The 23,437-nt window shown below is 68.1% G+C and carries 17 protein-coding genes; 12 read left to right on the top strand and 5 right to left on the bottom strand.

Going from position 1 to position 23,437, the window contains the following annotated elements:
- Positions 1-118 precede the first annotated feature (118 nt).
- Positions 119-1,279, top strand: coding sequence for a hypothetical protein (locus DU478_RS20515; protein ID WP_114512735.1), 1,161 nt, complete (start codon positions 119-121; stop codon positions 1,277-1,279).
- 69 nt (positions 1,280-1,348) lie between these two features.
- A complete protein-coding gene (locus tag DU478_RS23015) occupies positions 1,349-2,338 on the top strand; it encodes a hypothetical protein (protein ID WP_158545824.1) in 990 nt (329 codons plus the stop codon).
- Here DU478_RS23015 and DU478_RS23010 read toward each other — a convergent pair.
- On the bottom strand, positions 2,307-3,227 hold the full coding sequence (locus DU478_RS23010) for a hypothetical protein (RefSeq protein ID WP_158545823.1): 921 nt from the start codon (positions 3,225-3,227) through the stop codon (positions 2,307-2,309). The two genes, DU478_RS23015 and DU478_RS23010, sit on opposite strands and share 32 nt — an antisense overlap.
- Before the next feature lie 153 nt (positions 3,228-3,380).
- Here DU478_RS23010 and DU478_RS23005 point away from each other — a divergent pair, with 153 nt between their 5' ends.
- The 4 genes from DU478_RS23005 (at position 3,381) to DU478_RS20495 (ending at position 9,703) form a co-directional block, all read left to right on the top strand.
- Positions 3,381-4,070: a class I SAM-dependent methyltransferase gene (locus DU478_RS23005; protein ID WP_158545822.1), complete on the top strand. Its 690-nt coding sequence runs from the start codon at positions 3,381-3,383 to the stop codon at positions 4,068-4,070.
- Positions 4,067-5,008 carry a GNAT family N-acetyltransferase gene (locus DU478_RS20505; protein WP_114512733.1) on the top strand — a complete coding sequence of 314 codons (942 nt, stop codon included), beginning with the start codon at positions 4,067-4,069 and terminating at the stop codon, positions 5,006-5,008. Before DU478_RS23005 ends, DU478_RS20505 begins: the two co-directional genes overlap by 4 nt.
- A gap of 52 nt (positions 5,009-5,060) precedes the next feature.
- The gene (locus tag DU478_RS20500; RefSeq protein ID WP_158545821.1) at positions 5,061-6,287 is read left to right on the top strand and encodes a DegT/DnrJ/EryC1/StrS family aminotransferase; all 1,227 of its coding nucleotides are present in this window, start codon (positions 5,061-5,063) and stop codon (positions 6,285-6,287) included.
- Between the two features lie 320 nt (positions 6,288-6,607).
- Positions 6,608-9,703, top strand: coding sequence for an FG-GAP-like repeat-containing protein (locus tag DU478_RS20495; RefSeq protein WP_114512731.1), 3,096 nt, complete (start codon positions 6,608-6,610; stop codon positions 9,701-9,703).
- A gap of 184 nt (positions 9,704-9,887) precedes the next feature.
- Here DU478_RS20495 and DU478_RS20490 read toward each other — a convergent pair whose 3' ends face one another.
- A complete protein-coding gene (locus tag DU478_RS20490; RefSeq protein ID WP_114512730.1) occupies positions 9,888-11,312 on the bottom strand; it encodes a pyridoxal phosphate-dependent decarboxylase family protein in 1,425 nt (474 codons plus the stop codon).
- 134 nt (positions 11,313-11,446) lie between these two features.
- Between DU478_RS20490 and DU478_RS20485 the strand changes: the two genes are divergently transcribed.
- From DU478_RS20485 to DU478_RS20460, 5 genes are all read left to right on the top strand, one after another.
- Positions 11,447-12,931 (top strand): phosphomannomutase/phosphoglucomutase, encoded by a 1,485-nt coding sequence (locus DU478_RS20485; RefSeq protein WP_114512729.1) that lies wholly within the window; start codon positions 11,447-11,449, stop codon positions 12,929-12,931.
- Positions 12,932-13,142: 211 nt separating this feature from the next.
- A complete protein-coding gene (locus DU478_RS20480; protein WP_114512728.1) occupies positions 13,143-14,474 on the top strand; it encodes a UDP-glucose dehydrogenase family protein in 1,332 nt (443 codons plus the stop codon).
- 61 nt (positions 14,475-14,535) lie between these two features.
- Positions 14,536-16,887 carry a rhamnosyltransferase WsaF family glycosyltransferase gene (locus tag DU478_RS23000; protein WP_233501487.1) on the top strand — a complete coding sequence of 784 codons (2,352 nt, stop codon included), beginning with the start codon at positions 14,536-14,538 and terminating at the stop codon, positions 16,885-16,887.
- Positions 16,884-17,723, top strand: coding sequence for a hypothetical protein (locus tag DU478_RS20465; RefSeq protein ID WP_114512725.1), 840 nt, complete (start codon positions 16,884-16,886; stop codon positions 17,721-17,723). Before DU478_RS23000 ends, DU478_RS20465 begins: the two co-directional genes overlap by 4 nt.
- Positions 17,724-17,789: 66 nt before the next feature.
- Positions 17,790-19,220, top strand: coding sequence for a mannose-1-phosphate guanylyltransferase/mannose-6-phosphate isomerase (locus DU478_RS20460; protein ID WP_114512724.1), 1,431 nt, complete (start codon positions 17,790-17,792; stop codon positions 19,218-19,220).
- Positions 19,221-19,360: 140 nt separating this feature from the next.
- On the opposite strand, the gene DU478_RS20455 is transcribed toward DU478_RS20460, so the two are convergent.
- Positions 19,361-20,044 (bottom strand): ABC transporter ATP-binding protein, encoded by a 684-nt coding sequence (locus DU478_RS20455; protein WP_114512754.1) that lies wholly within the window; start codon positions 20,042-20,044, stop codon positions 19,361-19,363.
- Between the two features lie 64 nt (positions 20,045-20,108).
- Positions 20,109-21,344 carry a sugar transporter gene (locus DU478_RS20450; RefSeq protein ID WP_233501485.1) on the bottom strand — a complete coding sequence of 412 codons (1,236 nt, stop codon included), beginning with the start codon at positions 21,342-21,344 and terminating at the stop codon, positions 20,109-20,111.
- Between the two features lie 84 nt (positions 21,345-21,428).
- Here DU478_RS20450 and DU478_RS20445 point away from each other — a divergent pair, with 84 nt between their 5' ends.
- The gene (locus DU478_RS20445; RefSeq protein WP_114512723.1) at positions 21,429-22,235 is read left to right on the top strand and encodes an ABC transporter permease; all 807 of its coding nucleotides are present in this window, start codon (positions 21,429-21,431) and stop codon (positions 22,233-22,235) included.
- Here DU478_RS20445 and DU478_RS20440 read toward each other — a convergent pair.
- A complete protein-coding gene (locus tag DU478_RS20440; protein WP_114512722.1) occupies positions 22,211-23,287 on the bottom strand; it encodes a hypothetical protein in 1,077 nt (358 codons plus the stop codon). The two genes, DU478_RS20445 and DU478_RS20440, sit on opposite strands and share 25 nt — an antisense overlap.
- Positions 23,288-23,437: the final 150 nt, after the last annotated feature.

The raw sequence follows: 23,437 nt of genomic DNA, 5'->3' as shown, positions 1-23,437 counted from the left end.
AGTTGTATTTATGGATAGCTAGCACACCTATAAGGAGAATAACGGCGGTGCCATGGCATGCTCGGGGTATCCGCGTCTCACGCGGATCACATCGTTGCTTGTTCAAGGGAATAGTATCATGTCACAACATCACCGCTTTTTCCGTCCCGGTCTCGTCGTCGCCGGCCTGCTGGCCGCCTCTGCCGCACCGGCCCAGACCCTGCTCCTCGGACCCTACAGCATCTCGGGCGATCTGTGCGCCGGGGATGACTGCGGCCTGCTCGAGGATCTCACCGGCCAGACCGTCAAGCTCAAGGACGAGAACACCCGCCTGCGGTTTGCCGACAGTTCCACCACCGCGGGCTTCGCCACCACCGACTGGGAGCTGACGGCCAATGACAGCGGGTCCGGCGGTTTCGACTATTTCGCCATACGCAATGTCGACAGCAACCGTCAGATCTTCCGCCTCGAGGGCGGCGCGCCGGCCAATGCGCTTTACGTCGACGACCTGGGCCAGATCGGACTTGGCACCGCAATCCCGCAGGAGCGTCTGCACATCGTCGGCGACTCCGGTCCGGGTATCCGGATGGAGCAGTTCAACGCCACGCTGGGCAACCAGATCTGGCAGATCACCGGTTCGGAACAGTCCTTCGCGCTGCAGAACGTGACGGCCTCCGGGGCGGTTCCGCTGCAGGTCAGCACCTCCGCCCCCGGCGACAGCCTGTTCGTCGGGGCCTCCGGCAATGTGGGGCTTGGCGACGCCACCCCCGATGCCGCGCTGCATATCAGCCGGGGCGACGGCACGGCCGCGCTTCTGGTGGAGAACGTCGCGGGCAGCCCGGGCGGCACGCGCGAAATGGTCAAGCTGACCAATACCGGCGGATCCTACATCACGTTCGACAACCAGCAGGCCGGCACGATCTGGTATTTCACCCACGAACAGGCCGCCCCCAACCGGTTCCTCATCGCCGACGGGGTGGCCGACGGACCCGAGATGACGGTCAACGCCGCGGGCGATCTGACGATCCAGGGCCGGCTTTTCACCGCGGGCTCCTGTTCGGCGGGCTGCGACCGCGTGTTCGACGCGGATTATCCGCTGCCCACGATTGCCGAACAGGCGGCACTGATGAAGGCCAACAAGCACCTGCCCAATGTCGGCCCGACGCCCGAGGACGGCCCGTTCAACATCACCGCCATGACCGGCGGCATGCTCAACGAGCTGGAGAAGGCGCATCTCTACATCGCGGAGCTCGAGGAGCGGCTGGCCGCGGTCGAGGCGCACCTGGCCCGGCGCGACTGACCCTCCGGGGTTGACAGCAGAGACGTCCAGGGGGCCTATGGCGCCGATGTTCGCAACGGACCGGGCCCCTTGAAGACCCTCTATCTGCATATCGGCCGCGGCAAGACCGGCACCACCGCGCAACAGGCCTATCTGGGGCGCAACCGCGACGCGCTGCTGGCCGCCGGAATCGACTATCTGCTGGCGGGCGACCGCGGGCGCGGCGTCGGCCACCAGGAATTCGCCAAGAGCTTCATCACCGACCCGCCCGGCACCATGATCCCCGCCAGGGACCCCGCAGGCATCCGCGCCGAAACGGCGGCAGAGATCCGCGCCAGCACCGCGCCCGCGCTGCTGCTGAGTTCCGAGAATTTCCCGCTCGCCGATCTCGATGCGCTGGCCGACTGGATCGCGGCACTGGGGGTCGAGTTGCAGGTCAGGGTGATCTTTCTGGTCCGGTCGCAGGACGAGCTGGCGGAATCCGAATACAACCAGATGGTCAAGCTCATGCGCGAGACGCGCAGCCCCGCCGCCTATGCCGACGCTCTGGAAGGGGCCGACTATGCCGCCGAATGCGCGGCCTGGGCGGCACGGTTCGGGGCCGAAAACATCCAGGCCCGGGTCTATGACGGGGCGGCGGGCGATGCGGTGGCGCGGTTCCTCGACTGCCTGCCCGCCCGCGATCTGCCCGCCCCCGAAGATACGGCACAGGATGCAGGCTATGCCAACCGGTCCATCGGCGCGCGGGCGCTGCTGGCCGCACGGCTGCTCAACGGGATCGAGATCGAGGCCCGCCAACCGCTTTACCGCAAGCTCTTTGCCGGGTTCGCCGCGGCGGGCGATCTGCCCGCGGTGCTGCTGAGCGCAGCGCAGGCCCGCGCCCTCCGCGACCGCTACGCCGAGAGCAATGCGCGCTTTGCCCGCGCCTATCTGGACCCTGCGCATCCTGCCTGCCGGACCGGCGATCTTGGCGGACGGCGCCATGACGACGCCACCCGCGACCGGCTTTTCGCCGCGGTGCGGGCGCTGGGGCTGGGCGAGGCAGGGCTTATCCGGGAAACGGATAGCGCCCGCCGGTGATCCGGGCGACAGCGCGCTGGAACACCGCGTTCGACCCCTCCACGGGGCGGTCCAGAAATCGCGCAAAGGCCTGCGCATCGGCAAACACCCGATCCCGGCGGAACGCCTGGCCGCGCAGGTAGTGCAGGAACACGACATGCTCCAGTTCCTGCGGGTACATCCGGTCGGCGATGGGATCGTTGGGAAAGTTCCAGCGCATCGGCAGGGCACGCACCGGCAGGCCCAGGTCGATGCAGGTCAGCGCCAGCGACACCTGCGGCGCCCACCAGTCGCCAAGCTGCGCCGCCACCCTGGGGCGCAGTTGCAGGTCATGGGCGTGGAAGGCGGCCAATTGCGCCGGCGGTCCGGCAAACATGCCGTAGTTGATGTAGAACGGCGCCTCGGGCGGGTCCTCCTGCGGTACCAGCGTATAGCGGTATGGCGTGGCGATATCGCGGCCCAGCACCGCCCGGGCGATCTCGGGCCAGTCGCGCCCGGGGTTCCGGTCACGCCCCTCCCAGGGGAAATGGTAATGCGCGATCACCCCGCCCAGGGCCTGCTCGGCCAGCAACTCGCGCGCCATCGGCCCGACCGGCGCCAGCACCGCCACGTCGGCATCGCAAAGCACCGACAGATCGGCGGTGGGGTCCAGCAGATCGAACCGCATCTCGTGCTGGTGCATATGGGCGGGGTTCGGAGCCCCCGGGGCATGCGCCCAGTGCACCTCGATCCGCTCGAAATACGGCTGCCATCGGGCGGGTATCTCTTCGACCGTGTGATCGCCGAAGGTGCAGACCAGCCGGGCGCGCGCCTCGTCGCCGCCAAGCGCGTCGAGGCAGAGCCGGAAGAACGCCATCTGGGAAAAGAACCCGTCGGTGGGGCTGCCGCACAGCAGAAATTCCAGTTTCATCTCGTCCCGCCAGCCGTTGCGCCATCTGTCGTCCCTGCCTTAACAAATCGCCCGCACCCGCACCACCTTTGCCGGCGCCGGGGCCAAGAGACGCTGGACAAGGCGAAACCCCGCACGGTATCTGCGGGACCACCGCAGCCGGAAAGCCGTCAGATGAATTGGGTCTCCAGATATTACGACCGCCGCGTCGCCGCCGGAGCCGGGAAGGGCCTGTTCTGGCAGGTCGGCCATACCCATCAGGGCCAACCCATCGGTCCGGCACAGTTCGAGGCGATGCTGGCGGCACTCCTGGCCCAGCTCGATCCCGCGCCGCGGTCCACGCTGCTGGAGCTGTGCTGCGGCAACGGCGTCGTCACCCGGGCGCTGGCGGGGCATTTCGCCCATACCGTGGCGATGGATTTCTCTGCCGAGATGATCCGCGTCGCAAAGGCCGAATGCGCCGCCCCCAACCTCGACTACCGGGTGGCGGATGCCAAACGCCTGCCCGACGACCTGGGCGGCGGGTTCGACCGGGTGCTGATGAACGCCGCCCTGCAGCACTTTTCCAAGGCCGAGTTCCGCGACCTGCTGGTGCGTCTGAAGACGATGACCGCGCCCGGCGCACGGCTGCTGTTCGCCTTCGTGCCCGATGCGGCGCGGCGGGACGCGTTCGACCGTCGGCTCAATCCCGGGCTGCGGCTGCGGCTGCGCCGGCTTCTGGGCCGCGACCTCGTCACCCATTGGTACGGGGCCGACGAGGTGCGCGCGATCTGCGCCGATCTGGGTCTGTCCGCGCGGTTCACCGACGCCGATCCGGCGATCGCCGGGGCCTGGTACCGGCACGACATCCTGATCGAGAGATGACCGGCGCAGAGCCCGGCTACCTGTCCCCGGCCTTCGGACAAAGCTACGGCGACTTCGGCACGCCGGTCCGGCTGCCCGCCAGCGGCCTGCAGCTGCTGCGCCGGCCCCTGGGGCCGGACAGCTGGGACTATATCGGCCCCTACCCCTATGCCATGTGCACCGACTGGAGCGCGCTGGACCAGGACCTGTCAACCCTGGCGATCCCCGGGGCGGTCTCGCTGACCTTCGTCGCCGATCCCTTCGCCACCGGGACGGTGCAGAAGGCCACCCGCGGCTGGGATCTCTGCCGCCCGTTCAAGACCCATTACGTTGCCGATCTGACCGCCGACTGGCGCCGCAGCCGCCCCAAGGAGATGCGCCGCATCGCCCGCCGCGCCCTGGAAACGCACGAGATGGAGATCGTCGCCGATCCCGCCGCCCTGGCCGGCACGCTCTGGGACCTCTACCAGACCACGGTCGCCCGCCACCGCGTGCGCGGGCTTCAGGCGCTGTCGCCCGCCACCGTGGCGAAGCAGCTGGCGGTACCCGGCGGGCTGCTGATGACGGCACGCGACGGCGCGGGCCTCGCCGGGGCGATGCTGAGCTTCTGCCACGGCGCCACCGCCAACCTGCACCTGATGTTCCTCGATCCCCGGGCGCACCGGCAGAACACCAGCTACGCGCTGATCCACGCCACGCTCGAGGCGCTCGAGGCGCGCGGCCTGACCCATGCCAACCTGGGCGGTGCGGCGGGCCATGACGACGCCGCGCGCGACGGGCTGGCGCGATTCAAGGCGGGCTGGACCACCCAGACCCGCAGCGCGCTGATCTGCGGCAAGGTGCTGGATGCGGCGCGCTACGACACTCTGGCGGGCGATGCCGGGCCGGGCGGCTTCTTTCCCGCCTACCGCGCGCCCGGCGCGGCTTTTGCCGACGGCGGCGATCCCGTCCCGGATTGAGCGCCCCCCGGAAACGTGTCAGGGATATCCGCATCTTCACGCGAGCGCTCGAATGCCCGACAGCCCTGCCCCCTCGTTTCACCACAAGCCCCTGACGGGGCCGGAGGATCTGGCGCTGTTCGGCGCGCCGCCGGTGTTCGACACGCCGCGCCACGTCAACCGCCCGGCGGCGCCCGACCGCGCCGCCTTCGACGCGATGATGGACGCGGTCTGGGAGCGGCGCTGGTTCACCAACGACGGCCCGCTGGTGCAGGAGCTTGAACGCCGCCTGTCGGCCTTCCTCGACGTGCCGCACTGCGTGCTGACCAGCAATGCCACCGCCGGACTCGACCTGGTGATGCAGTGCCTGGGCATCCGGGGCGAGGTGCTGCTGCCCTCCTACACCTTCATCTCGACCGCGCACCTGCTGGCGCTGCGCGGCCTCACCCCGGTCTTCTGCGAGGTCGGCACCGACATGGCGCTGGACCCGGCGGATGCGGCCGCGCGGCTGACCGAGCGCACCGATGCGGTCGTGGCCACCCATGTCTGGGGCAGCCCCTGCGACATCGACGGACTTGGCGCGCTCTGCGACGCGGCGGGCATTCCGCTGCTCTTCGATGCCGCCCATGCCTTCGGCGCGCGCCACCAGGGCCATCCGCTGGGCCGGTTCGGCCGGGCCGAGGTGTTTTCCCTGCACGCCACCAAGGCCTTTCACACCTGCGAAGGCGGGCTGATCACAACCTGCGACGCGGCCCTGGCCGACCAGCTGCGGCTGGCGCGGAATTTCGGCTTTTCGGGCAGTGACAGGGTCGATTGCACGGGCGTCAACGCCAAGATGTCGGAACTGCATGCGGCGATGGGGCTGGCCAATCTCGACGCCTTTCCCGCCACCCGCGCGGCGGCGCGCGCGGTGCATGCCGCCTATCGCGACGGGCTGGCGGGGCTGACGGGGCTGCGGCTCAAATGCCCGCCCGCGGCAGAGGACAACAACCACCATTACGTGGTGGCCGAGGTCGATGCCCGGGCCTTTGGCCTGACCCGCGACCGGCTGGTCGAACTGCTGACCGCCGAAGGCATCTGGGCGCGGCGCTATTTCTTTCCCGGCGGCCACCGCAGCCCGCCGCACGCCGCCGCGAACCCCGGCCTCTCGCTGCCGCGCACCGAGGCGCTCTGCGACCGGGTCATGCTGCTGCCGGGCGGCGGGGCCGCGGACCTGGCGGAGGTGGCCGAGATCTGCCGGATGATCCGCTTCGTCGCCGGGTCGGCAGCGGCGATCCACAACGCCGGCAAAGCGGGCTAGCCGCGGCGCGCCCGGCGCGGAACAAGGCCGAAGGCCGCCGTGCCAGCGCCGGGCCGCCCCCGGCACGGCGATGTGGCACAGCCTCGCGCACCGCGGGACCGGAGTCCGGATGTGGCAGGCATGAACCGCGCCGCGCAAAGGCCCGGATCGCCGCATCGCGGCCCGTCGATGCCCCGTCTCATGCCCGCATCCGGCTGTCGGATCCTGCTCTTGGGACTGGCGCGAAACGAAGAAAGCCTTTACCCTCTGCGCCATTGGTTTTCCCGTCGTCCATTGCCATTGCTCAACCCAATTCCACAGTCCCAGGTGACACACCCGCCATGTCCAGCCTCATTGCAAAACCCTACGAAAAACGCTTCCTGCTCGCCGTCCTGATCGTCGCGGTCCTCGCCTACCTGTTCTGGACCGGCTCGCGCTATCCCGCGCTCAACGAAAAGGCGATGATGTCGGGCGCGATCCAGCTCGAGGACGCGCTGAGCTTCGAGGCGAAATTCCCGATCACCGGCGACATGACGATCTACGAGCGGATCTTCTGGTCGACGCTCAACTGGATCAACACCAACAAGAAGGGCATGACCTTCGGCGTGCTCTTCGCCGCCGCCTTCCTCACCGCCGCCAGTTACCTGCGCACCAAGAGCTTCAAGGGCCGGTTCTCGAACTCGGTTCTCGGGCTCGTCATCGGCACGCCGCTGGGGGTCTGCGTCAACTGCGCCGCCCCGATCGCGCGGAGCATGTACACCAGCGGGCTGCGGGCCGAAACGACGCTGTCGGCGATGATCGCCTCGCCGACGCTCAACGTGGTGGTGCTGACGATGCTCTTTTCGCTGCTGCCGCTCTACATGGCGCTGACCAAGATCGCGCTGAGCCTGGTGATCATCCTCGCGGTGGTGCCGCTGATGGCGCGGCTCCTGCCGCGGGTCGAGATCGCGCCGGAACACCGCATCGACACGCCCTGGACGGCGGCGGAGCTGGCGGCGGGCAGCCTGGGGAGCGAAGGCCTGCACGTCGCGGTCTGGGAAGTGGCCAGGGCCTATGTGAAAAACCTGTGGTACATCATCAAGATGACCGTGCCGCTGATGATCCTCGCCGGGTTCCTGGGCACGGTGGTGGCGATCTTCCTGCCGACCGAGGCGGTGATGGGCGCGGGCTTTTCGCTGCTGGTCCTCATCGCCGTGGCCGCCGTCGGGGTGTTCCTGCCGGTGCCCATCGGCTTCGACGTGGTGATGGCGGGCGTGCTGCTGTCCTCGGGCATGAGCCAGGGCTACGTCATGGCGCTCCTGTTCACCCTGGGCAGTTTCAGTGTCTATTCCTGGTTCATCGTGGCGCAGTCTGTGGGCCGCCGCGCCGCCTGGATGCTGGCCGCGACGGTGATGATCTTCGGCATGGTCGCGGGCTGGGGCGCGCAGGCCTGGCACGAACGCCAGACCGACCGGGCGCTCGAGATGCTGACCGGCGAGGCGCAGACCGGCGCGCCGCGGCTGCTGTGGGCGGCCGAGGCCGCGACCGCCGACCCCTGGAGCGTGACCAGCGCCGATGCCGACCGCGTCCGCCTGACCGCGACGCCCTTTGCCGCCAAGTCCCCGGCCGCCGACACCGGGTTCACCCGGATGGAAGCGGCGCAGATCGGCATCGACAAGCCGCTGGAGTTTTCCATGACCGACATGTGGCCGCCCTTCTGGGAAGGCCGCAGCCTGGCGTCGGGCGACATCGACAACGACGGCGATCTCGACCTTGTCGTCGCTTCGACCGAGGCCGGGCTTTACCTTTATGCCAACGACGGCACCGGGCAATTCGCCCGGATCAGTGTCGATCTGGGCCCGCTCGCCGACATGGCGATCTTCAACGCGGTGCTGGCGGATGTGGACAACGACGGCTGGCGCGACCTGATCCTCGCCAGCTACCGCGAAGGCAATTACCTCTGGCGCAACGTGCAGGGCAGCTTCCCCGGCGCCCCCACCCCGATCGCCAACCGCGACGCCGCGGTGCTGAGCCTGGCGCTGAGCCTCGGCGATCCCGACCGCGACGGCGACCTCGACCTCGCCCTGGGCAACTGGACCTCGGGCTGGTACCGCCGCGTGCCGGGGGAGGAAAGCCGCAACCGCATCGTCTGGAACGGCCACGACACCGGCGGCACGCTGGACGGCTCCGACTACACCGACCTGCCCGGCATCCCCGGCGAAACCCTGTCGATCCTGTTCTCGGACGTGGACCGCGACGGCGCCGCCGACCTGTTGGTGGGCAACGATTTCGAAATCCCCGATTACCTCTACATGGGCGACGGCGCGGGCGGGTTGCGCCAGATCACCCATGCCGATGCCAGGCTGCCCCATACCACCACCACCACCATGGCGATCAAGGTGGCGGATCTCATGAACGACGGCCTGCCCGAGCTTTACTTCGCGCAGATCGCGGGCCGGTCCTCGGGCGTGTCGAAAAAGCTCAAGATGCAGGACCTCGCCCTCTATTGCGACAGCATCCGGAACCCGGAGGCCAGGGCCACCTGCGCGCGCAACATGGAGATCAAGACCTGGTACCGCTCGGGCAACAATTTCGACCCGACCTATGCCAGCAAATGCACCGAACTCAGCGGCGCGCTGCAGGCCGAATGCAAGGCGATGCTGGTCAAGGACCTCGCCATCCAGCGCAACGATCCCAAGATCTGCGCCCTCATCCCCGACAGCCAGCCGCGCCCGCGCAGCTTCTGCGACCTGCATTTCCTGCCCGTCCGCGCCGTCACCGCCGACGAGGCCGAGGCCGGCGTGCAGCAGATCCTGCGCTCCAACGTCCTGCTCGAACTCGAGGGCCGGGGCGGCGCCTACAGCGACACCGCCACCGCCCGCGGGCTCGAGGTCGGCGGCTGGTCCTGGGACACCAAGGTGGCGGATTTCGACAATGACGGCTGGCAGGATGTCTATATCGTCAACGGCACCTGGGTGCCGAACGAGGTCTCGCCCTCGAACCTCTTCTTCCACAACACCGGCGAGGGCACCTTCACCGAAGCCTCCGGCCCCTTCGGGCTCGAAGACTACCTGATGACCGCCGCCGCCACCGCCTTCGACATGGATGGCGACGGCGATCTCGACATGGTGACCCACCCGGTCAACGGCCCCCTGCAGGTCTTCCGCAACAATGCGCAGGACGGCAACGCGCTTGCCATCGCGCTCGACGACCGCGCCGGCAACCGCGACGGTATCGGCGCGGTGCTGACCCTGACCACCGAGGACGGCCGGCGCCTCAGCCGCGAGGTTCAGATCGGCGGCGGCTTCATGTCCTTCGATGCCCCCCGGGTGCATTTCGGCCTGGGCAGCGCCACCGCCGCCGCGTCGCTGCACATCCGCTGGGCCGACGGCAGCGAAACCACGGTCACCGGCCCGCTCGAGGCGGGCGCGCTCTACACCCTGCGCCGCGACGGCTGACACGCCGAACCACCGGACCGCCTCCGGCGCAGACCGTGACCACCCAGCCCCTGCTTCATCTTGCCGATAAACCTCCAGAGAGCACGAGAGACAGCGTCTCTCGTATCGCCCGAAGGGCGATCCTGCTGCGCCGATGCCCAAGCGCATCGGACGGCGTCTCTCGTATCGCCCCCCCGGGGCGATTCTAGTCCCCCCGTGCCCGCAGCACCGCCGCCACCGCATCGCGGATGTGCTGCGGCCGCGTGCGATGGTTGGTGATCGCCGCGCGCAGGCCGGTGACACCGCCGATCTCCACGGTGGAAAACACCGCTTCGCCGGAAAGTTGCAGGTCCTGCGCGATCCGCCGGTTGAGCGCCGACTGATCCTCCGCCGGCAACCGGGAATCGGCGGTGAAAACGCAGAGATTCGTCTCTACTGCGGCCAAAAGCGCCATATGCGGCGCGGCCTCGACCGCCGCCGCCATGTCCGCCGCCCGCGCGCAATTGCCCGCGATGGCCGCGCCAAGGCGGTCCTGGCCATAGGCGGTGAGCGCGGTCCAGACCTTGAGCGCGCGATTGCCGCGCGACAGGTCCACGCCGTAGTCGCAATACCACGGGTCGCCCCCCGCCAGCCCCCGCGCCTGCCCTTCGAGGTAGGACGGCCGCGCCGCAAAGGCCGCCCGGTGCCAGGTCTCGTCGGCGATCAGCACCAGCCCGCAATCGTAGGGCACGTACATCCACTTGTGGAAATCGCAGGCCAGGCTGTCGGCGCGTCCGATGCCGCGCACCCGTCCCGCCCAGGGCTCTCCCGCGATCGCGAGCCAGGCGCCGAAGGCCCCGTCCACATGCAACCACAGGTCTTCATCGCGAGCCAGATCCGCCAGCGCCTCCAGATCGTCGAACCGGCCCAGGTCCACCGAACCGGCGGTGCCGATCACGGCAAAGGGATGCAGGCCGGCGGCGCGGTCCCGGGCGATGGCCGCGCGCAGCACATCCGTGTCTATTCCGGCCGAACCGTCGGGGATCCTGCGCAGGGCCCCGGCGCCGATGCCCAGAAGCGCCAGCGCCTTTTGCGCGGCATTGTGCACCCCGGCCCCGGCATAGGCGACAAGCGGCGCGCCCTGCATCCCGCGCGCCACCACCTCCGGGCCAAGCGCCCGGGCGCGGGCGGCGGCCAGGGCGATCACCGTCGCCTGGCTCGTGCCCGCCACCAGCAGCCCGCTCGCGCCCGCGGGCATCCCGAAGACGCCGCGCGCCCAGTCCACCACCGCGCGCTCCATGTAGACCGCGCCGTGATCGCGCCCGCCGCAATTGGCATTCATCGTCGCGGCCACCATCTCGGACAGGAGCCCCGAAGCCAGCCCCGTGCCATGCACCCATCCAAAGAACTGCGGATGGGTGTTGCCGGTGCCATAGGGCAGCACCTCGTCGCGCAGCCTGTCCGCGAGCGCCGCCGCATCCGCGGCCACCGGCCCCACCGCATAGCCCGCGCGCACCCTGTCGGGCACCGGCTGCCAGGGATGATCCCCCGCCGCGGCCAGCCGGTCGATGCAGCTGTCGAGCAGGTCGTGCGCCGCGGCGCGGAACGCATCCCAGTCGTCGGGATCGAGAGAGGCGGGATCGTCGGTCATCGGCAGGCTCCGGTCAGGGCTGCCCGCACCCTATCCCAGCACGCGGCAATGAAAAGCCCGCGCACCGCCGTTGAACCGATTGCGCAAACCCTCTAGCGTTTTTCGAAAAAGAGCAGCCCCCGGAAAGGCCTTCCATGACCCCCCCGCTGTCCACCGTCACCCCCAACACCTGGGCCTTTCTGCGCGACGCGATGATCGCCCCCACCGGCTTTCGCGAATACGACGCGCGCTGGACATACCCCGAAGGCATCAACCTGCCCGGCGTCACGGCGCTGGGTCTGGGCCTCGGCACGCAGATGCATTTGCGTGGCATAGAGCCTGTGATCGCCGTCGGAAACGATTACCGCGACTATTCGCTGTCGATCAAGAATGCGCTGATCCTGGGGCTCATGCAGGCGGGCATCTCCGTGCGCGACATCGGCCCGTGCCTGTCGCCCATGGCCTATTTCGCGCAGTTCCACCTCGATGTGCCCGCCGTCGCCATGGTCACCGCGTCGCACAACCCCAACGGCTGGACCGGGGTCAAGATGGGGTTCGACCGCCCCCTGACCCACGGCCCCGACGAGATGGCGGAACTCAGGGACATCGTGCTGGGGGGCCGCGGCCAGCGGCGCCCGGGCGGGGCTTATGAATTCGTCGACGGCGTGCGCGAGGCCTACCTCGATGACCTCGCAGGCGATTTCAGGATGACCCGTCCGCTCAAGGTGGTCTGCGCCTGCGGCAACGGCACCGCCGGGGCCTTCGCGCCCGAGCTTCTGCGCCGCATCGGGGTCGAGGTGGTGGAAAGCCACTGCACCCCCGATTACACCTTCCCCCACTACAACCCCAACCCCGAAGCGATGGAGATGCTGCACGACATGGCGGCCTCTGTGCGCGACAGCGGCGCGGACCTGGCGCTGGGATTCGACGGCGACGGCGACCGCTGCGGCGTGGTCGACGACGAGGGCGAGGAGATCTTTGCCGACAAGGTCGGCGTGATCCTGGCGCGCGACCTTTCCAGTCTCTATCCCGGTGCAACCTTCGTGGCGGATGTGAAATCCACCGGGCTGTTCGCCTCCGATCCGGTGCTGCGCGCCAATGGCATCACCGCCGATTACTGGAAGACCGGGCACAGCCACATGAAGCGCCGGGTGCGCGACCTGGGCGCGCTCGCCGGGTTCGAGAAATCCGGGCATTATTTCCTGTCGGGCGACATCGGGCGCGGCTACGACTGCGGCATGCGGGTCGCGGTGGAACTGTGCAAGCTCATGGACCGCAACCCCGGCCAGTCGATGTCGGGCCTGCGCCGCGCCCTGCCCCGCACCTGGTCGATGCCGACGCTGTCGCCTTATGCCGCGGATACCGAGAAATACGATATCCTGGCCCGCACCGTCGCCCGCCTCGAAAAGCTCGACACGCTTGCGGGACAGAAGATCAGCCAGGTGGTGACCGTCAACGGCGCGCGGCTGATCCTCGAAAACGGCTCCTGGGGCCTTGTCCGCGCCTCCTCCAACACCCCCAACCTTGTGGTGGTCTGCGAAAGTGCGCAAAGCGAGCAGGAACTGCGCGCGATCTTTGCCGAGCTCGACGCGGTGATCCGCCAGGAGCCAGGCGTCGGAGACTACGATCAGACCTTCTGAGGCGGGCGCGTTTTCCGCGAGGAACCCGGCTCGGAATTCTCGAGCATTCCGGGCCACGCCCGTCTCTGCGACGGCTGCGGGCCGCCTCGGGGCCGTGCCCTGCCGACCAGCGCGGGCCACAGACCGCCGACGATCCCGTTCGGCGCGTTGACACCGAAGCCGCGCAGGGCTTTAACCGCCGCATATTCAGCACCGGCAAAGGACATATTCCATGAAAATCGCAATGATCGGCACCGGCTACGTGGGCCTTGTCTCGGGCGTGTGCTTTTCCGATTTCGGGCACGATATCGTCTGCGTCGACAAGGACCCCCGCAAGATCGAGATGCTGGAACGCGGCGAGGTGCCGATCTTCGAGCCAGGGCTCGACCGGCTCATGGCCAAGAACGTCGAGGCCGGGCGCCTGACCTTCACCCGCGACCTCAAGGCCGCCATCGCCGGCGCCGATGCGGTGTTCATCGCCGTGGGCACCCCCACCCGCCGCGGCGACGGCCATGCGGACCTGACCTATGTGATGGCCGCCGCCGAAGAGATCGCCAAGGCCGCCGATCACTACATGGTCATCGTCACCAAATCGACCGTGCCCGTGGGCACCAACCGCAAGGTCGCCGAGGTCGTGCGCGCCGCCAATCCCGATCTCGACTTCGACGTCGCCTCCAACCCCGAATTCCTGCGCGAAGGGGCGGCCATCGACGATTTCATGAAGCCCGACCGGGTGGTGGTGGGCGTGCAGACCGACCGCGCCGCCAAGGTGATGGAAGAGATCTACCGCCCGCTCTACCTGCGCGATTTCCCGATCGTCACCACCGACCTGGAATCGGCCGAGATGATCAAATACGCCGCCAACGCCTTTCTCGCGACCAAGATCACCTTCATCAACGAGATCGCCGCGCTCTGCGAAAAGGTCGGCGCGGACGTCAAGATGGTCTCCAAGGGCATGGGCATGGACGGCCGCATCGGCAACAAGTTCCTGCACGCGGGCCCGGGCTATGGCGGGTCGTGCTTTCCCAAGGACACCAAGGCGCTGGCCCGGATCGGCCAGGAACATGGCCAGCCGATGCAGATCACCGAGGCCGTCATCAAGGTCAACGAAGAGGTCAAGCGCCGGATGATCGACAAGCTGCGCGACCTCTGCGGCGGGTCGTTCAACGGCAAGACCGTGGCGGTGCTGGGGGTGACCTTCAAGCCCAATACCGACGACATGCGCGACGCGCCGTCGCTGACCATCGTGCCGGCGCTGGTGGGCGGCGGCGCGCGGGTGCGCGTGACCGATCCGCAGGGCCGCCACGAGGGCGAGGCGCTGCTGCCCGGCGTCACCTGGGAGCCCGATCCCTATGCCGCCACCGCCCATGCGGATCTGCTGGTGATCCTCACCGAATGGAACGAATTCCGCGCGCTCGACCTCGCGCGCATCGCGAACGGCATGAGCACCCGGCGCATGGCCGACCTGCGCAACATCTACAGCGCCGAAGATGCCGCCGAGGCGGGCTTTGACGCCTATGACAGCATCGGGCGCCAGGGGCACGGCACGGACATCTCTGCGTGAACCGGGACCCGGGCATGGTTGCGCCGCCCCAGCCGGACCGCTAGGGACGGCGCGTATCGTCATGTTCCGGAACATCATGTCCTCCAGTTCCCCACCTGCCCCCGTACCGACCGTGCTGATCGTGATGGCGGTGTTCCGGCCCGACCCGGCGTACCTGGCCGCGCAGATGGCCTCGCTCGCCGGGCAAAGCCACGGCAAGCTGCGCCTGATCGCGGTGATCGCCGACGGGGTGTCGGAGGATCTGGTGACGCGCACCGCCGCAGAGGCCGGGCTGCGGGATACGGTCACGGTGCCCTGCGACAGCGAGATGGACGCCGTCTGCGCCTTCGAGGCGGGACTCTGGGAGGCACAGGCCCTGGCCGGGGCGATGGACGGCGGCGATCCGCTGATCGCGCTCTGCGACCAGGATGACATCTGGCACCCCGACCGGCTGGCCCGCGGCATCGCCGAGCTGGACCGCAGCGGCGCACAGCTGGTGCATTCCGACGCGCGGCTGGTGGGGCCGGACGGCACCAGCGTGCTGCAGCCCTCGATGTTCCGCTTCGAACGCCGCCACCGCCACCCCGGCCTGCGCGGCCTGCTGTACCGCAACACCATCACCGGCATGACCCTGCTGATGCGCGCCGAGGTCATGCGCCTCGCCCTGCCCTTTCCGCAGCAGTCGGGGGTGCATTTCTACCACGATCTCTGGCTCGGCCTGATCGCCGCCGCCACCGGCGGCGTGGCGCGGATCGACGCGCCCCTGGTGGACTACCGCCAGCACGGCACCAATGCCATCGGCGCGGTGGACCGGCAGAAGGGCTGGCTGCGCGCCGGGCGGCGGCGGCGGCCCGATGCCATGTGGCTGCGGCGCGAGGCGGCCTCCTACGCGCTGGCCCGCTACCTGGCGCAATCCGCCCATGCCCGGATCAGCGATGCCCTGGCCGACGGGCAGCTGACACCCGGGCGCACCACGCTCACGCCGCTCCGGCCCTATCTCAAGCGGCTGCGCGGCACCGGCAGCCATCTCTGGGATGCCCTCCGGCTGGGACTGACCGGGCATCTGGGCCTGGCGCGCATCGCCGCCGGCTTTGCCGTGGTCAGCGTCGGCCGGGTGTCCTGGGCCCTGCGCGAGGCGCTGGGGCCGGGGCTCAGCGCCGCCATCGAAAGCTTCGACACCCGGCTCTATTCGCTCAGCCCCGGCGTGCCCCCGGCCCGGCCGCGGAACGCCGCAGAGGTCGCCACCCGCCCGGTGCCGTATGCCACCCATACCGACATCCGCAAGGAACCGCGCTGGGACCCCGACTTCACCGCCGACACGCCCGCCCTGACCGTGCTGGTGCCGACGTTGAATCCCACCGAGGTCTTTGCCGGGATCGTCACCGCGCTCGATATCGGGCTGGGTCTGGCGGCGCGCGGCCACACGGTGCGCTTTGTCGCCACCGACCTGCCGGTGTCGTCGCAGCCCGCCTCGCGCGCCTTCCTGCTGAACCGGCTGCCCGGCGACGCGCCGGCGGGCACCGCCGCGCGCATCAGCCTGGCCTGCGGCGTCAAGAGCGGCACCATCCCGGCCCACAAGGGCGATGTCTTCCTCGCGACCGCGTGGTGGAGCGCGCATGTGGCCGACAGGCTCATTCGCCGTTTCAGGCTGGAACAGAGCCGCTTTTTCTACCTGATCCAGGATTTCGAGCCGAATTTCTACGCCTGGGGTCCGGAATATGCCGACGCCCTGGCCAGCTATGATCTCGACTTCGTGCCGATCTTCAACACCACGCTCCTGCGCGATCATTTCCAGCAGCAGGGCTTCGGATTCGCCGGGCCCGACGCGCTGACCTTCCGCCCCGCCATCGACATCGCCCGCTATGCCGCGCGGCCCCGGACCGGGCGCGGCCCGGGCCCGCGTCGGCTGGCGGTCTACGGTCGCCCCGAGGTCGCGCGCAACATGTATGCCACCGCGATCGAGGCGCTGGCCCGCTTCATCGAGACCGAAAAGCTGGCCCCCGGCGATATCGACCTGGTGTCCCTGGGCATGTCCCACCCGCCGGTGACCCTGCCGCGCGGGCTGGAGCTGCGCAGCCTCGGCAAACTGCCGTGGGAAAAGTACCCCGCCTATCTGCTGGGCACCGACTTGGGCCTGTCGCTGATGTATTCGCCGCATCCCAGCCATCCGCCGCTGGAGATGGCCGCCGCCGGGGTCCGGGTGGTCACCAACAGCTTCGGCCCCAAGGACCTGGGACGGCTCAGCCCGGCGATCCTGTCGGCGCCGGCCACGGCGCCGGCGCTGGCGCAGGCGCTGTCCCGCGCCTGGCACCTGCCCGCCGTCGACGAGGCCGACCGGAAAATCGACCTCGCACCGCTGGGTCCGACGCTCGAGGCCACGATCGACCGGCTGTCGCGGCGGCTGGCCCCCCTCACCGCCGGGCGCGCCGCATGACCCGGCGGCTGATCCTGCATGTCGGCTCGCCCAAATGCGGCTCGACCTTCCTGCAACAGGTGCTGCTGCGCAACCAGGCGCAGCTGCTGGCGCAGGGCATCCGCTATCCGCATGACGGCGGCGGCCATCCCGGCAATGCCGCAGAGATCGACAAGCTCGACCGCGCCGGGTACGAGGCGTTCTTTGCCGATGGCGTGGACACGGTCATCCTCAGCCACGAGGACCTCTACTCCATGGCCCGGCGCGGCGCGCCCCTGGCCGGCCTGGCGCGCGCAACCGGCACCGAGGTGCATATACTGGCGTTTCTGCGCCCGTTTTCCGAATTCATCTTCGGGGACTATTCGCAGTTCATGAAGCAGTTCTTCGAGGAGTTCCTGGCCAAACGCAGACCCTACAACGGCCAGAGTTTCGACGAATTCGCCCTGCGCCGGGTCCACAACCTCAAGCCTGCGACCTTCCTGACCAACTGGCAGCAGTGCTTTGGCGCCGCCCGGGTCACCGTGGACAGTCATCGCGCGATCCGCCCGGTGCTGTCGCGCCTTGTGGGTCCGGATCTGCCGCTGGACTGGGATGTGCCGCGCTACATGACGAATCCGTCGCTGCGCATGGTGGATTGCGACCGCCTGGCCGCCGCGATGCGCGACCCCTCCCGCCCGGACGCGGAAATCCGCGACCTGTTCCACGCGGCCTACCACACGACCGACACCGAAGACCCGGGCCGCACGGAGGCGCGCATCGCCCTGATCGAGACGGCCTTTGCGCCGCAGAACCACGCGCTGTTCGAGGCGTTCGGTTATGACAACACTCTGTCCGGATTCGCACTGCCGGGCGCATAAAGCGGATGCGCTGACGGCGCCGCCTGCCTATCGTCGCCACAGAGAAACCGCGGAAAAGGGCCTGACATGAAAATCGTTCCCGTGCTTCTGGCCGGCGGGTCGGGCACCCGCCTGTGGCCGCTGTCGCGCAAGAGCTATCCCAAACAGTTTTCGGCCCTGACCGCGCCGGAGAGCCTGTTCCAGGCCTCGGCCCGGCGCCTGTCCGGACCGGGTTTCGCGCCGCCGCTGGTGATCACGGGGGCCGATTTCCGGTTCATCGTCACCGATCAGCTGGCCCAGGCCGGCCTGCCGTCCGGCGATGTGCTGATCGAACCCGCCGGGCGCAACACCGCCCCCGCCGTGCTGGCCGCCGCGCTCTGGCTGCTGGCGCGCGATCCCGAGGCGCTGATGCTGGTCGCGCCGTCCGATCACGCCATTCCGGATGCCGACGCCTTTGTGCGCACGGTGCAGGGCGGTGTCGACGCGGCGCTGGCCGGGCAGCTTGTCACCTTCGGCATCACCCCGGCCCGGCCCGAAACCGGCTATGGCTATATCGAACTGGGCCCGGATACCGGCGCCCCCGCCCGCCCCGTCGCGCGCTTCGTCGAAAAGCCCGATGCCGCGCGCGCGGCCCGGATGCTCGCGGCCACGGGATATCTGTGGAACGCCGGCATCTTCCTGTTTTCGCCGCGCACCATCGTCGAGGCCTTCCGCACCCACGCCCCCGATCTGCTGGCCCCGGTCGAGGCGGCGGTGCGCGATGCCGCGGCGGATCTCAACTTCTTCCGCCTGGCACCCGATGCCTGGGACAAGGTCGCCGACATCTCGATCGACCACGCCATCATGGAACGGGCCGACAACATCGTCTGCGTGCCGTTCGCCGCCGGCTGGTCGGACCTGGGCGACTGGGATGCCGTGGGGCGGGAAACAGGCTCTGATACGGCCGGAAACGCCCTGACCGGGGCCGCGACGGCGCTCGATTGCACGCACAGCCTGCTGCGCTCGGACGACCCCGCACTCGAAGTGGTGGGCCTGGGGCTGAGCAACATGCTGGTGGTCGCCACCCGCGACGCGGTGCTGGTCGCCGACCGCGCCCGCGCGCAGGACGTCAAGCAGGCGGTCACCGCCCTGCGCGCCAAACAGGCCCCCCAGGCCGAGGAGTTTCCCTGGGAGCACCGCCCCTGGGGCCGGTTCGAGACGCTGGCGCTGGGACCGCGGTTCCAGGTCAAGCGCATCGTGGTCAAACCCGGCGGCGTGCTGAGCCTGCAAAGCCATCACCACCGCGCCGAACACTGGATCGTGGTCGAAGGCACCGCGCAGGTGACCATCGGCGAGACGGTGAAGCTGGTGAGCGAGAACCAGTCTGTCTACGTCCCCCTGGGCGAGGTGCACCGGATGGAGAACCCGGGCAAACTGCCGATGGTGCTGATCGAGGTGCAGACGGGCAGCTATCTGGGCGAGGACGACATCGTGCGCTACGAGGATGTCTATTCCAGGGGTCAGGGCGCGAAGGGGTGAAGCCCGCCCGCAAATGCTCCGGGAAGCGTTTGCAGGTTCGAACAGGCGGTTTGTGCAGACGAACCGAAGGGACGATCATGATCGCCCGCGCACCGGCGGCGCGCCTCCGGTGCCGCGCGGACCTCCTCCAAAAACAGACCCTAACGCGCCCTGTTCTTGTCTGGCGGCGGGCTTTTCATCAGTTCCTGGTGATGGCGGATCGCCTCCTGGGGGTCGGTATAATAATACAGATGCCCGTCTTCCAGCACGGCCGCATGCTGGCACAGGCGCTTCACCTGGCCCAGCCCGTGCGTCACCATGATCGCGCTGCTGTTGCGCAGCCGGTCGGTGAACAGGCGCTCCCCCTTGGCCTTGAAGGACGCATCGCCCACCGCGGTCACCTCGTCCACCAGGTAGGTGTCGAACTTGATCCCCATGGACATGCCGAACGCCAATCGGGATTTCATCCCCGAAGAATAGCTGCGCACCGGCAGGTTGAAATGCTCTCCCAACTCGGCGAAGTCGCGCACGAACTCCACCAGATCGTCGGTTTCCACACCGTAGACCCGCGCCACGAACCGCACGTTCTGGACACCGGTCAGTTCCGGATGGCACGATCCGGCAAAGCCCACCGGCCAGGAGATGCTGCCGGTGGAGACGATCTCGCCGCTGTCGTAATCCAGCGTGCCCGCCAGCATCTGCAACAGGCTCGATTTCCCGGCACCGTTGCGCCCCAGCACGGCAACGCAGGTGCGGTCGGGAAAGACCGCGTTGATGTTGTCGGCCACCACCGTATGAGAGCCGTTCAGATGAAAGGTCTTCCTGAGATTGCGCAGCTCGATCACGCGCGCCTCCATGGCGATTTGGCCTGCCATCGCGGCAGGCGGACATGCAGGCCCCGGCCGGCCCTCAGCGCCGGTCCCGCAGGGAGTAGTAGACCATCGCCATGATCGCCCAGCTGATGAACAGAAAGGCCGCGATCAGCGCCATCAGGATCAGCCGCTGCGGATATTCCGCGGTTTCGGCCAGGGTAGGCTCGATATGCATGGCCAGATAGCGCGACTTGCGCTGCGCCTCGGCCAGCGCCGTTTCATAGGTGGCCTGGGCGGCAAGATAGCTTTTCTCGGCAAATTCGCGATCCACCTGCAAGGCTTCGTATTCCGCCAGGATTCTTGAGAAATCGGCATCTCCCTCGTTGCCGAACTGGCCGCGCTCCTCGTTGATCTGGCTCTCGATCACCTCGATCTTCTTCTGCGCCTGTGTCACCCGGGGATCGTTGGGCGACGAGGATTCCAGCAGCAGCTCGCGTTCGATGATGGCATCGGCCAGCTTGGCCTGCAGGGAATTGAGCAGACCCATCTGGCCCTGGATGTCGGCGGTCGGGTCGACGATCCGGGTGCGCGAGCGGAACGTCGTCAGCGCCTGGCGCGCGCTCCGCAGCCGGGCCTGTTCGCGCTCCAGCTCTTCCTTGGCGTAGCGGGTCGCGTCGGCACGGGCGATCGCCGACAGCTCGTTGATCATGTCGCTGCTTTCGTCGAACACCGCGCGGGCGATGTCCTGCGCCGCCTGCGGCTCGAAGGCCAGCACGCGGATCTCGATCAGGCCCGAGGCGCTGTCGTAGAACACCTTGACCATGCGGCCCCAGTAGCGCGACAGCGCCTCGATACGGGCATCTTCGCCCAGGCCGAAAACCGGATCCTCGGGATTGGTGTAGATCGCGCGCAGGTCCAGCTGCGCATCGACCGCACGCACCATCTGCTGCGACTGGATGAACTCGTACAGGATGTCGGTGTCGGACGAGCTGGACCCCGACAGTTCGGTGATGCCGCCCAGCAGTTCCACCGCCGATCCGACCTCTTCCTTGCGGACCGAAAAGCCGATGTGGCTGGCGTATTGTTCATCCGCCACGACGTAAAGGTACCAGCCCGATACGCCCAGCGGCATCATGACCCAAAGCAGGAAGGACAGCAGCAGGATGTAGTGGCGCTTCTTGGGCTGCGCCGCGCCGATCGCGGGGCGGGGGGGCGGCGCATCTTGATTCCTGGCTGACCCTGCGGGACGGGAAACAGCGGGTTTTGGCGGCTTGCGGGGTTTCTTGGGCGCATTGTCCTGCGCCTCTGGTTTGGGTCTCGCTGCCTCTTCCAAATCGAAACTCTTCGCCTATGATGCGGGCGTACCCTAGCTTTCCACGTCCCTACCAAACGCAGGGTTTCAATGCTAGAGGCTTCTATGACACAAATTGCTGAACCGGTCGGGTCGGCACAGACACCCCGCAAGACCAACACGCTGCGCACAATCGTCGCCCTGATCATGCGGGAAATGTCCACCACCTACGGTCGGTCCACCCTTGGCTATCTCTGGGCGATCCTGGAGCCTGTGTGCGGGCTGATCCTTCTGTCCATCCTGTTCACCTTCGCCTTCCGCTCGCCCTCCATCGGCACCAGCTACCCGCTGTTCCTCGCCTCCGGTCTGCTGCCGTTCATGATGTACTCAACGATCAGCACCAAGATCGCCGGGTCGCTGCGCTTCTCGCGCCAGCTGCTGGCCTACCCGGCGGTCACCTTCATGGATGCGCTGCTGGCACGGCTGATCCTGAACGCCATGACCAACGTGATGATCTATTTCCTCGTGATGAGTTCGATAATCATCCTCTTCCGGCTGCAGGTCATCCTCGATCCCGCCGCCATCGCGCTGAGCCTGTTCCTGGCCATTTTCTTTGCCCTGGGAGTCGGGGTGATGAACTGTTTCCTGTCCGCCGCCTTCCCGGTCTGGAATCAGGCCTGGTCGATCGTGACACGACCCCTGTTTTTCGTGTCCTGCGTGATCTACACCTTCGAGTCCGTGCCGCAGCCTCTGCAGGATTACCTGTGGTACAACCCCCTCGTGCATATCGTTGGCCAGGGGCGCTCCGGGATCTATGCCACCTATGACGCGCAATACGTGTCGGTGATCTATGTGTGTATGATCTCGGGCACCCTGGTGACCACCGGTCTGCTGCTGTTGCGGCGCTACTACCGCGACTTGCTCACGAAATAACGCCAGACCTGACGCAGACGCCGCCGCCGTTCACCCGACGGATCGGCCTGAGCCGCCGCGTCGGTGCCGGATCGCTCCAGCTGTTCCGGGTTGGAGACGATCCAGGCCGCCAGCACGGAGGCGGCCTCCGTCGCCAGCGTGTTGGATCCCACCCCGTCGTCCTGCACGTCGGTGTCGAAGGCCGGCTGCCCGCCCAGATAGTCCCGGCTCAGTGCGGCATTGCTTTTCTCGTAACGCTCCAGCAGGGACACGCGGCGCTTGTGGCTGAGAAGGTAGCGCCGCTGCGGCACCTCGATGCGGCCGGGCGCTTCGTTGAGGAAAACGTGCAGCGGCTTGGGGATCTGCGTCGATTTCATCCCCTTCAGGCGCAGCGCCCGCTTGAGATAGCGCATCGGCTCGATCAGCCCCACCGGAGGGCTGACATTCTGGCGCGCAATCGCGAGATCGCCGGCCAGGGCCGGGTCCATGTCCAGGAATTCCAGGAACCGCTGCAGCGGATACAGGTCGTCCTGCCCGCTCTGCAGCGGCACAACGGTCATGTTGTCCCGCCCGACACTGCGCTCCCAGTTCTTCAGCAGCCAGTGATAATCCAGAACCTTGTTCTTGATGCGAGTCTTCACCAATGCCCCGATAGCGTCGTCCCAGTCCGACCCGCCCTTGATATGCTGCTTGTAGTCGGATTCGATCCAGTGGTCCTGACGGCGGACGTAGCAGATCAGTTTCGGCGTGAACCCGTCCTCGCGGGCGCGGGCGATCAGGTCGTCCGCGAGGCTGTTGCGCGCCAGCCCGATGAACATCTCGCTGCTCAGGATGACATCGCTGTCGCGATCCAGGAAGAAGCTCAGCGCCTCGCGCACCTTGGAGGTGCGGCGGTTGCGGATATCGGCCAGCAGCCCGGTGACGTTGCCCTGCCCTTCGGTGCGGTCGCGCGGCGGGATGTCGTAGAACTTGCCGTGTTCGGCGAACAGATCCGCATGGGTCCGCAGCACCCCCTGAATCGAGGTCGAGGCGCATTTGGGCATGCCGACATGCAGATAGAGGGTCTTGGCCATGCTGCGCCTTTGCCGGGGCTGGGGGTGAACGGTCCGGGACCCGGCGTCGCCGGACAGGGTTCGTTTTAGAAACCCTGCCCTGCGGGCACAAGCCCCGCTCTCGCTCTTGTCCGGGCCGGACCGGGGTACCGGCCCGCCCGCGGCGGCCGG

The organism is Thalassococcus profundi (assembly GCF_003344785.1).
Classification (GTDB): Bacteria; Pseudomonadota; Alphaproteobacteria; order Rhodobacterales; family Rhodobacteraceae; genus Puniceibacterium; species Puniceibacterium profundi.
This window is presented reverse-complemented; position numbering and strand designations above follow the sequence as displayed.

Bases quoted from the DNA above. Each gene is read 5' to 3' on its own strand.
- DU478_RS20515 (WP_114512735.1), top strand. From the start codon at position 119: ATGTCACAACATCACCGCTTTTTCCGTCCCGGTCTCGTCGTCGCCGGC.
- DU478_RS23010 (WP_158545823.1), bottom strand. From the start codon at position 3,227: ATGAAACTGGAATTTCTGCTGTGCGGCAGCCCCACCGACGGGTTCTTT.
- DU478_RS23005 (WP_158545822.1), top strand. From the start codon at position 3,381: ATGAATTGGGTCTCCAGATATTACGACCGCCGCGTCGCCGCCGGAGCC.
- DU478_RS20505 (WP_114512733.1), top strand. From the start codon at position 4,067: ATGACCGGCGCAGAGCCCGGCTACCTGTCCCCGGCCTTCGGACAAAGC.
- DU478_RS20500 (WP_158545821.1), top strand. From the start codon at position 5,061: ATGCCCGACAGCCCTGCCCCCTCGTTTCACCACAAGCCCCTGACGGGG.
- DU478_RS20495 (WP_114512731.1), top strand. From the start codon at position 6,608: ATGTCCAGCCTCATTGCAAAACCCTACGAAAAACGCTTCCTGCTCGCC.
- DU478_RS20490 (WP_114512730.1), bottom strand. From the start codon at position 11,312: ATGACCGACGATCCCGCCTCTCTCGATCCCGACGACTGGGATGCGTTC.
- DU478_RS20485 (WP_114512729.1), top strand. From the start codon at position 11,447: ATGACCCCCCCGCTGTCCACCGTCACCCCCAACACCTGGGCCTTTCTG.
- DU478_RS20480 (WP_114512728.1), top strand. From the start codon at position 13,143: ATGAAAATCGCAATGATCGGCACCGGCTACGTGGGCCTTGTCTCGGGC.
- DU478_RS23000 (WP_233501487.1), top strand. From the start codon at position 14,536: ATGTTCCGGAACATCATGTCCTCCAGTTCCCCACCTGCCCCCGTACCG.
- DU478_RS20465 (WP_114512725.1), top strand. From the start codon at position 16,884: ATGACCCGGCGGCTGATCCTGCATGTCGGCTCGCCCAAATGCGGCTCG.
- DU478_RS20460 (WP_114512724.1), top strand. From the start codon at position 17,790: ATGAAAATCGTTCCCGTGCTTCTGGCCGGCGGGTCGGGCACCCGCCTG.
- DU478_RS20445 (WP_114512723.1), top strand. From the start codon at position 21,429: ATGACACAAATTGCTGAACCGGTCGGGTCGGCACAGACACCCCGCAAG.
- DU478_RS20440 (WP_114512722.1), bottom strand. From the start codon at position 23,287: ATGGCCAAGACCCTCTATCTGCATGTCGGCATGCCCAAATGCGCCTCG.